Source organism: Streptomyces sp. NPDC048521 (genome assembly GCF_043199855.1).
Taxonomy (GTDB): Bacteria; Actinomycetota; Actinomycetes; order Streptomycetales; family Streptomycetaceae; genus Streptomyces.
On record NZ_JBICWR010000002.1, the window covers coordinates 484758 to 499349 of the forward strand.

The window sequence follows — 14592 nt, forward strand, 5'->3', positions numbered from 1 at the left end:
TTTTCCCCAGTCTTCACGCCGTGTTGACGCGCACCTATCGTAGGAAGCGCTTTCTGCACGGTCGGTCAGCAGGCCGCGGAAGCAGCGTTGGCCGCAACTTCCGATGGCCCAGGGGCGGGCCGGAGAGGTGGTTCCCTATGGTCCGTGCGGGGAGTGCGAGCGCGGCGGCCGGGCCGACGCTGGCGGTGGTGGCCCGGGAGGCGGGAGTGTCGGTGCCCACCGCGTCGAAGGTGGTCAACGGCCGCGAGGACGTGGCACCGGAGACCCGCCGCCGGGTCACCGAGGCACTGGACCGGCTCGGTTACGTCCGCCGTCCGCGTTTCGACCCGGCGAGGACGCCGGGCCTGGTCGACCTGGTGGTGCACTCCCCGGAGAGTTCCTGGTCGGGTGCGGTGCTGCGGGGAGTGGAGGCGGCGGCGTACGAGGCGGGCCTGGAGGTGGTCGTCTCGGCCGGGGTGACCCGCACCCGCGACGGCCGGCGGGAGCGCGGCTGGCTGGACAGGCTCGCCGCACGCGGCTCCTCGGGGGTGCTGCTCGATCCGGCGGAGCTGTCGGCGTCGCAGTACGCCTGGCTGGACCACCACCGCATCCCGTACGTGCTCATCGACCCCGCACAGGAGCCGCCCGCCGGGGTGGTGTCGGTCGGGGCGGCCAACTGGCAGGGCGGAATGAGCGCGACCGAGCATCTGCTGGGGCTCGGTCATGAGCGGATCGCGGTGGTCGCCGGGCGCCGGCGCACGCTGTACGCAGGCGCACGGGTGGCCGGCTACCGCTCGGCGCTCGCCTCGGCCGGGGTGCGGCACCGCCCCGAGTATGTGCGGCACGCGGGCTTCGACGAGACGATCGCCCGGCTGCGCATGCACGAACTGCTGGACCTGCCCGAGCCGCCGACCGCGGTGTTCGTGTGCTCGGACCGGATGGCGCTCGGGGCGTACGCGGCGCTGGCCGAACGGGGGTTGAGGGTACCGGACGACATGAGCGTGGTCGGTTTCGACGATCTGCCCGAGGCCCGCTGGGTCGCTCCGGCGCTGACCACCGTACGCCAGCCGCTCGCGGAGATGGCGGGAACGGCGCTGCGGTTGCTGGTGCGGATGATGCAGGGGGAGCGCCCGGAGGGCACGCGGACGGAGTTGTCGACCCGGCTCGTGCACAGGGCGAGCACGGCCGCTCCGCCGGCGCTCCGGCCAACTGCCTGACGGCGGTTGCCCGTTCGGGCGCGATGCGGTGACCCGGGCCCCTGTAGCACGACCCGAAGGAGGACGTCGAGGCCGACGAGCACGGCCGACCCGACCTCGACGAGGACTGAGCACACAGACGGCCGGACACCTCGCGCACGGGGTGCCCGGCCGTCGTCGTATGCGGTTGTCCCACGGTCGTACGGTTGTCTCCGGCTCCTCGATCGCCGGTCCCCGCACGGCTTTCCCACGGGTCGGCGTACGGGGCGGTCCCGGTCAGGCCTCCCCGCCGTGGCCGTCGGCTCCGACGAGGGCCTCGACCACGTCCACGGCGCTGCCGTCGTGGTCGCTGCCGGCGGTGCCGCTGCCGTTCTGCACGTTGGCCGTGCGGTCCACTTCGAGGACCGAGTCCGTCTCCGAGTTGTCGGTGCCGGTGCGCGAGTTGTCGATCACGGTGATGACGCTCCCGGACGCGACCGCGGGTACGGCACCGGCGCCGAGGAGTGCGGCGGCGACCACCGTCGCCCTCGCCAGCCGGGGCAGAGCACCCGTCACACGCCCACGCCCTCGGGGGTGAGCCGCTCGGGGGCGATGTTGCGCTCCAGCAGGGTGGTGGACGCCTTCACGCCGACCCCGCTCGCGGGGTCCACCTCCGGCAGCCGGCCGTCGGCGGCCTTCAGGTCGGAGAGCGCGGAGTCCATCGCCTCGTGCGCGGCGAACAGGCACGGGGTGCTGTAGATCGCCACGTCGACACCGAGGTCGGACAGTTCGCCGAGGGACAGTCGGGGCGACTTGCCGCCGGCGATCTGGTTGAACAGCAGCGGCTTGTCGCCGACGACCTCCCGGATGCGCCGGATCCACTCGACGCTGCGCACACCGTCGACCAGCACCACGTCGGCGTCGGTCGCGGCCAGCTGCTCGGCGCGGTGCAGGATGTCGTGCTCGTCGGTGGCGTCCGTGCGGGCGACGACGACCAGGTCCTTGCGGGTCTGCAGGACCTTGTGCAGCTTCTCCAGGTACTCCTCCAGCGGCAGCACCTGCTTGCCGTCGGCGTGTCCGCAGCGGCGGGGCCGCTTCTGGTCCTCCAGGATCACGCCGGAGGCCCCGATGCGTTCGAGTCCCTCGACGACGTGACAGGCGACCTCGGGGTCGACGTAGCCGTCGTCGATGTCGACCAGCAGATGGTGGTGCGGGAACGCGCCGCGCAGCCGCTGGACGAAGGCCACCATGTCGGGCCAGGCGATGAATCCGATGTCCGGCAGCCCGTAGTACGAGGCCGCGAATCCGAAGCCCGAGACGAACATCCCGTCGTAGTGCTTGGCCGCGATCGATGCCGAGTACATGTCGTACACGCCGATCAGCGGTGTGGTCCCGGGCCCGGCGATGCGCTCGCGCAGCTTCTTACCGTAAGTCAAGGTCCGGCTCCTCCTGTGGGTGGGTGACGCGGTGCGGGATGGGCCGCCGCGTCTCGACGCCCTTTGCCAAGACAAGAGCATCTCTAGATATGCGCGTGACCTTTCACGAGGGCGAGCTTTACTCACCCCAATGGCCGAACCGGTTCACCGCAGAAACGTCACGCGGCGAGCCTTGCCGCCCAGGCGAGGCCGCCGTCGAGGTGGGCCAGGAAGTCCGGGTCGCGGTAGGCCTCGGCAGCGTGCCCGAGGGCTGTGTAGAACATGCGTCCGCCCCTGGTGCCTTGCTCCCGGCACCAGGCCAGCGGATGGTCGGCGCCCATCCCGCCGCCCTCGTACGACGCCTCGTCGGCGCGCAGCAGCACGCGGGCCCCGCCGCGGGGGCCGGCGTCGAAGTCGTACCACTCGTCCGTGACGTCCCAGACGGCCGGCAGCCGACGGGTTGCGGGATGGCCGGGGTCCTCGACGACGGCCCGGCCCGGCTGGTACGGAGGATGCCGTACGAAGCGGGCGCCGAGGAGTTCGCCGTAGTACGGCCAGCCGTACTCGGTGCAGGCGGCCGCGTGCACCCCGGCGAAGCCGCCGCCCGCGTCGACGTACTCGGCGAGCCGCCTGCGGCCGACCGGGGTCAGCACGTCTCCGCTGGTGGAGAGGAAGACGACGGCCGCGTAGCCGTCCAGCGGCCGTTCGAGGTCCGCGGGGTCCTCGGTGTGCTCGACGGCGAACCGGCCGAACGCGCGAACGGCGGCGACGGCGTGCGGGATGGAGTCGTGGCGGTAGTCGGTGGTGCGGGTGTAGAGGAGGAGTCGCCCGGCCATGCGGCGACCCTATCCGGGCGGCCGCGTGCCTGGGGATGCGCCGAAGTGGCCTGCCCCGCACGCCGGGTGACAGTGCCGGGTCGGCTTGCCATGTGAGACGCAGGACCGTGCCGGACCGGCCTGCCGCGCGAAACGGAGGACGGTGCCGGACCGGCTGGGTGTGCGCACGGCGGCGCACACCCCTTAGGCCTTGTCCCGTTCCTCATCGACCGGGGCGAGTCCCCGCACCGGCCACCAACGGCCTGCCCGGTCGCCCCGCTGCTGGAGGTGACGGCCACGCCGCCGGACCCGGAGGAGGTGCGCGGCCCGCCGGCGGCCCTGGGCACGGCGCTGCCGCTCACGGCAGGACCCACCGCGCTTTCCTTCACCGCGGACACACCGACCGGACCGGTCACCTTCGACCGCGTTGTATTTGAACACGTTCAACTGTGCCTCTAGGATCGGGGCCCTCGTCGGCGTGCGAAGGAGGGGGCATGCGTCGCAGGGGGAGAGGTCTCCGGCACGGCATGGGGCAGTTGGTGCTGTTCGGGGTGGTCCAGGCCCGGTGCTGCGCCTTCGCGGTCGCGCTGCTCGCGGGCATCGCCGGCTCCCGGCTGCTGCCCGATCTGCCGGTGGCGCGTTACGACCTGGTGCTGGCCTACGGCGTGCTGCTCACTCTCGTCGCCCGCAAGGCGGGCTGGGAGACCCGGCGGGACACCGCCGTGATCGCCGTGTGCCATGTGGTGGGGCTGCTGTTCGAACTGGTCAAGGTGCGCATGGGCTCCTGGAGTTACCCGGAGGACGCGCTCACCAAGATCGCCGGGGTGCCGCTGTACGGGGGGTTCATGTACGCGGCGGTCGCCAGTTACGTCTGCCGGGCCAGGCGGCTGATGCGGCTGCGCTTCACCCGTTACCGCGCCGCCGCCACGACGCTGGTGGCCGCCGCCGTCTACGTCAACTTCTTCACCCACCACTGGATGCCGGACCTGCGCTGGCCGCTCGCGCTGGCGATGGCCGCCGCGACCGCCGGCACCTGGGTCGGCTTCAGCGTCGGCACCCACCGTTACCGCATGCCGCTGGCCGTCTCCTTCGTGCTGATCGGGTTCTTCCTGTGGGTCGCCGAGAACGCCGCCACCTACGCCGGCGCCTGGAGCTACCCGCAGCAGCTCACCGGCTGGCAACCGGTGCCGCTGACCAAGTTCGGCGCCTGGTCGCTGCTGATCAGTGTGACGTTCGTGCTCGTCGAGCACCTCGCCGCGGCCCGTCCGGGCCACGGCGCCGAGGCGCGGCCCCTTCCCTCGGGACCACGACGGCGTCCAGACGCTGCGCGGTGGGTGCCGTCGCCGCCCGGAACCGGGCCGGTGGGCGCCGACCGGGCGGGGAGGACTGTGGTGTCCGATTCCTTCAAGACCGGCTGACCGGCCGCTGCCTACGGTGGCCGCATGACCGCACGATTCACCGTGATCGGCGTGGTGGCCTCGGATCTCGCCGCCTCGCTCGCCTTCTACCGTCGCCTCGGCCTGGTCTTCCCCGCCGGGGCCGAGGAACAACCGCACGTCGAGGCCGAGTTGCCCGGCGGGCTGACCCTCGCGCTGGACACCGAGGAGACCATGCGCTCCTTCCACCCCGGGTGGCGGCCGCCCGTCGGCACAGGCCGGGTCTCGCTCGCCTTCCGGTGCGACTCCCCGGCCGACGTCGACGCCCTCTACGAGGACCTGGTGGGCGCCGGACACCACGGAGAGCTCAAGCCGTGGGACGCCTTCTGGGGGCAGCGGTACGCCACCGTGCACGACCCCGACGGCAACGACGTCAGCCTGTACGCCCCGCTACCCGCTGCCGCCGAGTAGCTCCCGGAGCGGACGGCCCGCCAGCTGTCGCACCTCACGCGCCAGATGCGGCTGGTCCGCGTACCCGGCACGGATCGCCGTCTCGGCGTACGGCACCCCGGAGCGGGCCAGCGCCAGCGCCCGTCGCAGGCGCAGGATCCGGGCGAGGGTCTTGGGCCCGTAGCCGAAGGCGCCAAGGCAGCGGCGGTGCAACTGGCGGGCGCCGATGCCGAGTTCGTCGGCCGTCGCGGCCACCGGGCGGCCCTCGTCCAGGCACTCCACCAGCCGATGCAGCAGCGGGTCGGGGGCTGCCGCCCATGTGGCCCGGTCCAGGGCGATGTCCTCCAGGGCCGTGGCCGCGTCGGGCGCCGCCTCGACGTGGTCGCGCAGGCGCCGGGCCCGGTTGGCGGGCCACAGGTCCGCCAACTCCACCCGGCGGTCGCGCAGTTCGTGCGCCGGTACGCCGAGCAGGGCGGGCGCCGTGCCGGGGAAGAAACGGATACCCGCCCAGGAACGTGCCGGGCCCTGGGGGACGTAGGGGCGGGTGTCCGGACCGGCGACCAGCAACCGGCCCTCGCTCCACAGCAGGTCCATGCAGCCGTCGGGCAGGACGGGCCCGGCGCCGGCCCCGGTCGGGGTGTTCGTCCACACGACCGCGCCGGTCAACCGCGACGCCCGCTCCGCGTACACATCTGCCACCCTACGTCGCCTCCGGGGCCGGTGTGCCGTCACCCGGCGGGTCCCGCGCGGAGAGTTGCCCGGGCGGGATCGCCGATCCCTCCGGCCGCCGGTGCGGGCGCGCCGAACAGGGGCAGGCCGTGGTGGGTGCGGAAGCGGCGGGCGTAGGCGGCGGTGGCCGCGGCGGCCAGGGCGAGCAGGAGGAGGGACTGGAGGCGGGCGAGCAGGGGCACCGTGTCGGTGGGCAGCGTGGCGGCGAGCGTGCCCAGACCGCCGTCGAGCAGTTGCTCGGCGCCCCAGGCCAGGGTGAGTAGACGCAGTCCCCGGCGGTACTCGGCGCGGTCCTGCCAGGTCCTGGCTCGCGCCCGCGCCGCGGTGCAGGCGCTGTCCCAGCCGGAAGGCCGGCGGTCTGGAGGCGAAGCCGGTGCCGAGCACCCAGCCGCCGACCGCGAGAGGCAGCGCCGCGTCCTTGAACAGCAGCAGGCGGGGGCCGCCGCCGAGCAGGGACGCCAGTGCCGCGACGGCCGGCAGCACCGTGAAGAAGAGGTCGACGCCGTCGATCCTGCGATGCCGCACCGCACCCGAGAGCAGACGCAGGGCCGGTGGCGCGCTGCTCAGCAGCAGGGCCGGTCCCTGGCCGGCACCGAGTCCTCTGGCCGCGTAGTAGACGACGAGGGGCAGGACGATAGCGACGGCGAGCGAGAGCAGTGGGCCATACATCGTGCCGCCGGTGCCCTCCTTGCCGCCCAGGCCCTCCATGCTCTCCCCGCCGCCCGTGCCCTCCTTGCCGCCGGTGCCGTCCGGCCTCGCGGTCGGCTCCGGCCGTTGTCCGTATCCCGCCGCGTCCGTGGTGCCCGCCATGCCCTCCGCATCCTCCCTCGGTGCCGGAGCCGAACCGGTCGGCGCCTCGAACCGCTGCTCCCGGCTGTCCTGCCGTGACCGGACGGCGCCGGCCCTGCGGAAAAACGCTAGGCGCGGGGTGATGTCCGGCGGATCGGAGCACGGGTGGAGAGCAGGGTGGAAAGCGGGTGGAATCACCACGCCGGAATCTCCACCGGCGAGCCGCACCCTGGGGTGGAGCAGCCACGGGAAGGGCCCCGGGTCCCGTCCCTTCCCCCCCTCTCCCCGCGCCGGAGGGGTCGCGCGAGGTGCCTCCTTCGTGCCGGAGATCCCGAGCAGAGGCAGGCGCAGCCGGTGGCGTCCGGTGGTCAGGTGTGCCGCGCGCCGCCGCCGGCTCGGTGTTCCTGTGGGCTCACGCCGTAGACGCGTTTGAAGGCCGTGGAGAGCGCGAACGCGCTGCCGTAGCCGACCTGGCGGGCGAGGGTGTCGAGGGTGAGATCGGTGTCGCGCAGGCGGTCGGCGGCGAGGGCGAGCCGCCAGCCGGTCAGGTACGTCATCGGGGGCTCGCCCACGAGGCCGGTGAAGCGGCGGGCGAGGGCCGCGCGGGACACGCCTGCCTCGGCGGCGAGCGCGGCGACCGTCCACGGGTGCGCCGGGTCGTCCTGCAGCAGGCGCAGCGCGCGGCCCACGACCGGGTCGGCCAGGGCCCGGTACCACGCGGGTGCCGCCGCCCCCGGGCGGGAGAACCACGCCCGCAGGGCACTGATCAGGAGAAGGTCCAGAAGGCGGTCCAGGACCACCTCCTGGCCGGGCTCGTCGCGGACGATCTCCTCCGTCAGCAGCGGGGTGAGCGGGCAGGACCACACCCCGGCGGGGAGGGCCAGCAGGGGCGGCAGGGCGTCGAGCAGACGGCCGCTGATCTCGCCCCGCATCAGGTAGGTGCCGATCAGCATCACCGTGCCCGCGTCGGGACGGTCGCCCCAGGTGCGCACGCCGAGGTCCATGGAGCCGTTCAGGGAACTGCCGTCGGGGTAGCGGCACTCGCCGCCGGGCAGGATCAGCGCCTGCGGGGCGGTGCCCGGGGTGTCGGCGCAGGTGTACGGCTCCGGGCCGCGCGCGATCGCCAGGTCGCCCGGCCCCAGCCGCACCGGTTCGTCGCCGGTGTCCGGGGTGATCCAGCAGCCGCCTCGTGCCATGACCATCACCGTGAGCGGAGCCTCGTCCTGCACGCGCACGCCCCACGGCGGGTCGAAACACGCCCGGATCATGAAGGCGCCACGCGCGCGTGGACCGTCCAGCAGGCCTGCGAGTGCGTCCATGGGGGCAGCGTAGACACACGCTTATGGGGGTGAGTCGCTCGGCGATGTGCCCGTGCGCCGCAGGGCAGAGGCCACCCCTCCCCTGCCCGGCCACTCCTCCGAGCACCCGGTCACCTCCCCAGGCGACCCCCCACTCCCCCGGGCACCGGCCACCCCTCCCCCTGCCCGGCGACTCGTCCCAGGACCCAGGTCACTCCCCAAGGCCCCAGGCACCTCACCGAGCACCCCCGTCACTTCTCCGGATGTGCTGTATCGCCTGTGTCGGTGCCGTTGGATCGATGGGTGTGGTGTGGGTTCTTCGCGTGGGTGCGGAGGCGGGCCGTGACGTCCTCCGGGGGCAGGAAGCGGGACCAGCGCTCGGGGAACTCGGAGGGCATGTCGGGGTCGTCGGGGTCGACGTCGCGGGCGGCCGCGGCACGGGCGACGTACTCGGCGACCTGCGCCTCGCGGATCCGCTCGTTCGCCTCGCGGGCGGCGGCCGTGGCGGCGGCGGGCCAGACCCGGTCGATCGCCGCGTTCACGGCCGCGCCGACGAGGACGGCGAAGGCGGACACGCCGATCCACAGCAGCACGGCGACGGCGGCGGCGAGGGAGCCGTAGATGGTGGCGCCCTCGATGGTGTTCGTGAGGTAGATGCGCAGCAGGAAGCTGCCGAGCACCCACATGGCGAGGGCCACCAGGGCGCCGGGGACGTCCTCGATCCACGGGGATCGGACCGGCACCGACACGTGGTACAGGGTCGTCAGGAAGGCGATGGACAGGACGATCACGACCGGCCAGTACAGGACTTGGACGACCGTCTCCGACCAGGGCACGATCCGTACCACCGCGTCCGGCCCCGCCACCATCAGCGGCAGCGCGACCGAGCCGATCAGCAGCGCCACGATGAACAGCAGGAAGGCCATGATGCGGGTCTTGACGATGCCCCGGACGCCGTCGAGGCCGTACATGACGGTGATGGTGTCGATGAAGACGTTCACCGCGCGCGAGCCCGACCACAGGGCGAACAGGAAGCCGATCGAGATGACGTCGGGCCGGCCGCCCTTCAGCACGTCGTGCAGGATCGGCTCGGCGATCTCCTTCACGCCCTTGTCGGAGAGCACCGTGCGGGACGCCTCGAGGATGTTGTTCTCCAGGCTGTGGATGGTGTCCGCGCCGGTCCAGTCGTCGACGTAGCCGAGGAGGCCGATGAGGCTCAGGAGCAGGGGCGGCACGGACAGCAGCGTGAAGAACGCCGCCTCGGCCGCCAGGCCCAGGATGCGGTACTCCATGCAGGAGTTGACGGTGTCCTTGAGCAACAGCCAGGCGGTCCTGCGCTTGGAGACGTTCCGGTAGAGGGCTCTGGCCCGGTGGAGCCGGCCTGCGGGCCGCTCGGGGGTTTCACTTGCTGGCTGCACGTCCTAACGGTATCCGCCGTACCGGGCCGCCCTCACCTTCCCGGGGGCGATCACCGGTTCGACCCATCGGGATTCCGGAGCTGTGCCACTCTGGAACCCATCACCGCCGCCGTCCCGGGTAGGTTCGCAACCATGGCAGGCACCTCCACCCACACCGTGACGAACCAGCCGCCCCCGCTGGTCGGACACGACGTCTACACGGCCGACCGGGGACTCGTCGAGGCGGTCGAGCGGTACACCGACCCGGACGTGCTGGACGAGGTACGCGCCGAGCTGTCCGCGCTCGGCCGGGCCGCCGGCTCCGCTCAGCTGCAGGAGTGGGCGGTCCAGGCGAACGAGCACCCGCCCCGGCTGCGCACCCACGACCGGTACGGCCACCGGATCGACGAGGTCGACTTCCACCCGGCCTGGCACCGGCTGCTCGGCAAGGGCGTCTCGGCGGGCCTGACCGGCGCCTGGACCCGGCCGGCCGGGCATGTGCGCCGGGCGGCCGGGTTCCTGGTCTGGACCCAGGTCGAGGCGGGCAACTGCTGCCCGCTGTCGATGACCCACGCGGCCGTGCCCGCGCTGCGCGCCGACCCGGAGCTGGCGGCCGAGTGGGAGCCGCGGCTGACGTCCACGGTCTACGACCGGGAGCTGCGGCCCGCCGGGCAGAAGCCCGGCGCGATCTTCGGTATGGGCATGACCGAGAAGCAGGGCGGCAGCGACGTACGCGCGAACACCACCGAGGCACGGCCGCTCGCCGAGGCGGGGACGTACGTGCTGACCGGGCACAAGTGGTTCTGCTCGGCGCCGATGTCGGACGCCTTCCTGGTGCTGGCGCAGGCTCCGGACGGGCTCACCTGCTTCCTGGTGCCACGGGTACTGGCGGACGGCACCCGCAACGTCTTCCGCATCCAGCGGCTGAAGGACAAACTGGGCAACCGGTCCAACGCCTCCGCCGAGGTCGAGTTCGACGGCACCTGGGCGCGCCGGGTCGGCGAGGAGGGGCGGGGGGTGCCGACCATCATCGGGATGGTCGCCGCGACCCGGCTGGACTGCGCGCTCGGTTCGGCGGGCCTGATGCGGCAGGCGGTGACGCAGGCGATCCACCACAGCAACTACCGCGAGGCGTTCGGCGGCAAGCTGATCGACAAGCCGCTGATGCGCAATGTGCTCGCCGATCTCGCCCTGGAGTCCGAGGCCGCGACCGCGCTCGCGCTGCGGCTCGCCGCCGCCTACGACGACGGCGGCGAGCGGGAGCGCGCGTTCCTGCGGCTCGCGGTGCCGGCCGCCAAGTACTGGATCACCAAGCGGTGCGCGCCGGTGGCCGTGGAGGCGGCCGAGTGCCTGGGCGGCAACGGGTACGTCGAGGAGTCGGGCCTGCCCCGGCTGGTGCGCGAGTCACCGCTGAACTCCATCTGGGAGGGCGCCGGGAACGTTCAGGCACTGGACGTGCTCAGGGCGCTGCAGCGCGAGCCGGGGGCGCTGGACGCCTGCCTCACCGAGATCGGGCGGGCGCACGGCGCCGACCACCGCCTGGACCGGGCGGTGAAGGACCTGTTCACCGAACTCGCCGACCTGGACGGCATCGAGGGCCGGGCGCGGCGGCTGGCGGAGCGGCTGGCCCTGGTGCTGCAGGGCTCGCTCCTGGTGCGGCACGCGCCGCCGGAGGTCGCCGACGCCTTCTGCGCCTCCCGCCTGGGCGGCGACCACGGCGCGTCCTTCGGCACCCTGCCGACGGGCCTGGACCTGGAAGCGGTGGTGGAACGGGCCCGCCCCACGTTCTGAACGCGGGCCGCGACGACCGGAACACGGGCCGCGGATCACCTTCGGAACACGGGCCGGGGGACATTCAGAACACGGGCCGCGGATCCGGAACACGGGCCGGGACGTTCGGAAACGCAGGCTGCGACACCCGGAACACGGGCCCGACGTCCTGACCGCGGGCTGCCGAGTCCTGCCTGGAGGGGCGCGGACGACCGCGCGACCGGCCACGTTCGGGCCCGCACAGGCCCACGCACCCCGAGCCGCACTCGCGGAAGGCGGCGGAAGCCCCCGGCGGGGGTGGTGCTGCGCCGACACGGCACCACCCCCACCTCTTGGGCCCGTTGAAGGCCGCGGACGCCGCCCGCAGGCGGCGTCACGGTCAAGTCTCAGCCACCCCTCGGCGGTCCACCAGGGTTGCAGGGGGTTGCAACTTGTTGGCGCACATGCGCGGAGTGTGTGCCTCCGGCCTGCCCGGAACGGCAGTATGAGAGGCACAGTCGGACCGGAAACCGCCGCCCGGACGGCTTGACAAATGTGTTCGAGGCCCTTCCGGGAGGACCCCAGTGGTGAACCCGCCGATGAACGTGGCGCGTCTGGCCGCCGTGGACGCGGCACAGGCGGCGCGGGTGCTGAGCGAGGTCCGCGAGGCCACACTTGCCGGAGGACGTGCGCCGATCGCGCCCCGGCCGGTGATCGAGCAGTCGTGGGGACGGATGCTGCGCAGCGGGGTCGACCCCGACCACGACTTCAGATCGGGCCTGCTGTCCTGCGACGAAGTACGGCGCCGGCGTGAGGAGTCGCCACTGCGGCACGTCCTGCCGGTGCTGCGCGACGGTCTGCTTTCGGTCGCGGACGTCGCCCAGCACATCATGGTCGTCGCGGACGCCGAGGGGCGCGTGCTGTGGCGGGAGGGATCGAGGCCGGTGCTGCGCAAGGCCGACGGTCTCGGTTTCCAACTCGGCGCGGACTGGCGGGAAGACGTCGTCGGCACCAACGGGGTCGGCACCCCGGCGGTCGTACGGCGGCCGGTGCAGGTCTTCGCCGGCGAGCACTTCGTGCGCTCGCACACCTCCTGGACCTGCACCGGCGCCCCGATCACCGACCCCAGGGACGGGAAGCTGATCGGTGTCGTGGATGTCAGCGGCCCGCTGGAGACGATGCATCCGGCGACCCTGGCCTGGGTGGACTCGGTGGCCAAGCTGGCGGAGGCGCGGCTGCGGGAACTGCATCTGGCCTCGCTGGAGCGGCTGCGTACGGTGGCGGCGCCCGTGCTGGCCCGGCTGGACGGGCGGGCGCTGGTGGTGGACCGGGACGGCTGGGCGGCGGCGGTGAGCGGGATGCCGTACGTACGGCGGGTCGGGCTGCCCAAGTCGCTCTCGCCGGGCCGCCGGTGGCTGCCGTCGCTCGGCTCGTGCGCGGTGGAGCCGCTGGCCGGGGGCTGGCTGCTGCGGGCCGAGGACGGACCGCTCGCCACCGCCGCGACCCGGATCGTGCTGGACCTCACCCGGCCGGGCCGCTGTGCGCTGACGGTCGAGACCTCGGCGGGTTCGTGGTCCCGGGAACTGAGCCCGCGGCACGCCGAGTTGCTGTTCCTGCTCGCCGAACACCGGCCCGGGCGCGGTGCGGCGGGCCTCGCCCAGGATCTGTTCGGCGACCCGTCCAGGACAGTGACCGTACGGGCGGAGATGTCTCGTATCAGGCGGTATCTCGGGGAACTTCTGCAACACCGGCCTTATCGTTTCCGCGAGGACGCCGAGGTCGAGGTGCTGCTTCCCGACGACCCTCATGACCTGCTGCCCGGGTCGACGGCACCGGCGGTGGCACGGAAGCGGACGACCCCCAGGAGCGATCGACCGACGCGTCCGTGAGGGCCGGACCACGGTTCCATGGGCGTGTCTTCCGCGTATTTGCGGGGTCTTCGCCCTACGCGGCCCGTTGCTGCCGTAGCATCCCCTACGGGCCGCCCCACCTGCTCCTCGGTGAACGTACGGACCACCAGGCGCAGTTGGCCCGCTCGGGAGGAGACATGAAGCATCGCGGCAGACACCGCCGACGCAGACGGGGCGCGGCGCTGCGCGCGGTCCTGGCCGGAACCGCGCTGGCGCTCACCGCGGCCGCCACCCTGATCAGCGCGTCGCAGGCCGACGTCAGCGGGGGCCCGGGCGCGCTCAGGCCGCTCTCCTCCCCGGCGGACACCGGTCGGCTCCGGCTGCAGGAGCACCTGGTGCCGGCCCGCTCCCTGAATCGGCTCTCCGCCGCGATGGGCCGCCCGGTCGGCGTGGGCAACGTACTCGAGAGCACCGACCGCGGCATGCGCGAGGGCTCCGACTGCTCCGCCGACGACCGCGCGTCCCTGCCCGTCACCCCCGCCGCCACTCGCGCCTACTGCTGGGACCCGGCCGACGCCGCGTCCACGGACTGGCAGCCGGCTTCGGTGACGACCTCCGGTGACGCCGACGACGACGGCGTCTGGGGCAGGCACCGGGTCGTCCTCAGCGGCTGGACCCACAGCACCACCACCGGCCGCGCCGCCGAGCGCGGCCTCGCCCGGGTCGCCTTCGTCGACGCCGACGACCCCGACCACTTGGCCTACCGCTGGGTGCTGCTGGTGGTACCGGTCCAGGACGGCCGGGACTACCGGGGCCTGACCTCCGGCATCTCCGGCATGGTGTGGTACCAGAACAAACTGCTGGTCACCGCCTCCACCGGCAGCGCGGACGCGCTCTACGTCTACGACCTCGACCGCATCCAGCGCACCACGGTCGACGGGCCCGCGATCGGCCGGGTGCCCGGCGGCTGGTCCGCCGACGGCTACCGGTACGTGCTGCCCGCGGTCGGCTCGTACCGCTTCGCCTCCGGCCGGTGCACGGCCTCCGGGCCGCCCTGTCCCGGCGCGCTCGCCCTCGACCGCGGCACGGCACCCGACAGCCTGGCCGCAGCGGAGTGGACCGAGCCCGGCAGCGACCAAAAGGCCCGGCTGTGGCGGTACGCGTTCAGCACGGACCCGGCGCGCGCCGGACTGCTCGCCACGGACCCCGCGGGGCGGGTGGACGCGGTGGAGGCCCACCGGACCCGGGCGGCCGGGATCCGGGGCGTCCTGTCGTACCGGCAGGCCGGCACGGAGGAACCGTCCTGGTATGTGGGACAGCTGCCCGGCTCGCGGGACGGACACGGCGGTCTGTGGCGGCAGGACGGCAAGGGAGCGCGGGCCGCCCACTGTGGAGCGGACGCCTCGCACCGCTGCTGGGCGCAGTCGGCGGGCTCCCTTTCCTACTGGCGGGAGACCGGCGAGGTGTGGTCGCTGTCGGACCGGATGCTCTTCGCCCTGCCCCTGGCCGCACTCGACCGGTCGCTGGAGTGAGCTCCGTGTGACCTGCTCGATCGACACGGCGGTCGGCG

13 protein-coding genes and 1 pseudogene are annotated in these 14592 nt (G+C 73.3%); 6 read left to right on the forward strand and 8 right to left on the reverse strand.

Features of this window, described 5'->3' with window-relative positions:
• The first annotated feature begins 137 nt into the window (after window positions 1-137).
• The gene (locus ACGFRF_RS06590) at window positions 138-1196 is read left to right on the forward strand and encodes a LacI family DNA-binding transcriptional regulator (RefSeq protein ID WP_393737483.1); all 1059 of its coding nucleotides are present in this window, start codon (window positions 138-140) and stop codon (window positions 1194-1196) included.
• 255 nt (window positions 1197-1451) lie between these two features.
• Here ACGFRF_RS06590 and ACGFRF_RS06595 read toward each other — a convergent pair whose 3' ends face one another.
• The 3 genes from ACGFRF_RS06595 to ACGFRF_RS06605 all read right to left on the reverse strand — a co-directional run bounded on the left by ACGFRF_RS06595 (window position 1452) and on the right by ACGFRF_RS06605 (window position 3405).
• The gene (locus ACGFRF_RS06595) at window positions 1452-1730 is read right to left on the reverse strand and encodes a hypothetical protein (protein ID WP_393737484.1); all 279 of its coding nucleotides are present in this window, start codon (window positions 1728-1730) and stop codon (window positions 1452-1454) included.
• Window positions 1727-2590 (reverse strand): oxaloacetate decarboxylase, encoded by an 864-nt coding sequence (locus tag ACGFRF_RS06600; RefSeq protein ID WP_393737485.1) that lies wholly within the window; start codon window positions 2588-2590, stop codon window positions 1727-1729. The genes ACGFRF_RS06595 and ACGFRF_RS06600 overlap by 4 nt, the downstream gene beginning before the upstream one ends.
• A gap of 158 nt (window positions 2591-2748) precedes the next feature.
• Complete coding sequence (locus ACGFRF_RS06605; protein WP_393737486.1) at window positions 2749-3405, reverse strand: ThuA domain-containing protein; 657 nt, start codon at window positions 3403-3405, stop codon at window positions 2749-2751.
• Window positions 3406-3878: 473 nt separating this feature from the next.
• Here ACGFRF_RS06605 and ACGFRF_RS06610 point away from each other — a divergent pair, with 473 nt between their 5' ends.
• Both ACGFRF_RS06610 and ACGFRF_RS06615 read left to right on the forward strand, forming a co-directional pair.
• On the forward strand, window positions 3879-4802 hold the full coding sequence (locus ACGFRF_RS06610) for a DUF817 domain-containing protein (RefSeq protein ID WP_393737487.1): 924 nt from the start codon (window positions 3879-3881) through the stop codon (window positions 4800-4802).
• 24 nt (window positions 4803-4826) lie between these two features.
• Window positions 4827-5231 carry a VOC family protein gene (locus ACGFRF_RS06615; protein ID WP_393737488.1) on the forward strand — a complete coding sequence of 135 codons (405 nt, stop codon included), beginning with the start codon at window positions 4827-4829 and terminating at the stop codon, window positions 5229-5231.
• Here the strand turns inward: ACGFRF_RS06615 and ACGFRF_RS06620 are convergent.
• From ACGFRF_RS06620 to ACGFRF_RS06640, 5 genes and pseudogenes are all read right to left on the reverse strand, one after another.
• Window positions 5211-5900, reverse strand: coding sequence for a helix-turn-helix domain-containing protein (locus tag ACGFRF_RS06620; RefSeq protein WP_393737687.1), 690 nt, complete (start codon window positions 5898-5900; stop codon window positions 5211-5213). The genes ACGFRF_RS06615 and ACGFRF_RS06620 overlap by 21 nt on opposite strands.
• Before the next feature lie 38 nt (window positions 5901-5938).
• Window positions 5939-6121, reverse strand: coding sequence for a hypothetical protein (locus ACGFRF_RS06625; RefSeq protein WP_393737693.1), 183 nt, complete (start codon window positions 6119-6121; stop codon window positions 5939-5941).
• A gap of 202 nt (window positions 6122-6323) precedes the next feature.
• Window positions 6324-6749: pseudogene (locus tag ACGFRF_RS06630) on the reverse strand (VC0807 family protein); the annotation flags it as partial.
• A gap of 347 nt (window positions 6750-7096) precedes the next feature.
• Complete coding sequence (locus ACGFRF_RS06635) at window positions 7097-8047, reverse strand: cupin domain-containing protein (protein WP_393737489.1); 951 nt, start codon at window positions 8045-8047, stop codon at window positions 7097-7099.
• A 230-nt stretch (window positions 8048-8277) separates the two neighbouring features.
• The gene (locus ACGFRF_RS06640; protein WP_393737490.1) at window positions 8278-9444 is read right to left on the reverse strand and encodes a YihY/virulence factor BrkB family protein; all 1167 of its coding nucleotides are present in this window, start codon (window positions 9442-9444) and stop codon (window positions 8278-8280) included.
• Window positions 9445-9576: 132 nt separating this feature from the next.
• On the opposite strand from ACGFRF_RS06640, the gene ACGFRF_RS06645 reads away from it, so the two are divergent.
• The 3 genes from ACGFRF_RS06645 (at window position 9577) to ACGFRF_RS06655 (ending at window position 14554) form a co-directional block, all read left to right on the forward strand.
• Complete coding sequence (locus tag ACGFRF_RS06645) at window positions 9577-11214, forward strand: acyl-CoA dehydrogenase family protein (RefSeq protein WP_393737491.1); 1638 nt, start codon at window positions 9577-9579, stop codon at window positions 11212-11214.
• Window positions 11215-11771: 557 nt separating this feature from the next.
• Window positions 11772-13061, forward strand: coding sequence for a GAF domain-containing protein (locus ACGFRF_RS06650; protein WP_393737492.1), 1290 nt, complete (start codon window positions 11772-11774; stop codon window positions 13059-13061).
• 158 nt (window positions 13062-13219) lie between these two features.
• Window positions 13220-14554 carry a hypothetical protein gene (locus tag ACGFRF_RS06655; RefSeq protein ID WP_393737493.1) on the forward strand — a complete coding sequence of 445 codons (1335 nt, stop codon included), beginning with the start codon at window positions 13220-13222 and terminating at the stop codon, window positions 14552-14554.
• Window positions 14555-14592 lie beyond the last annotated feature (38 nt).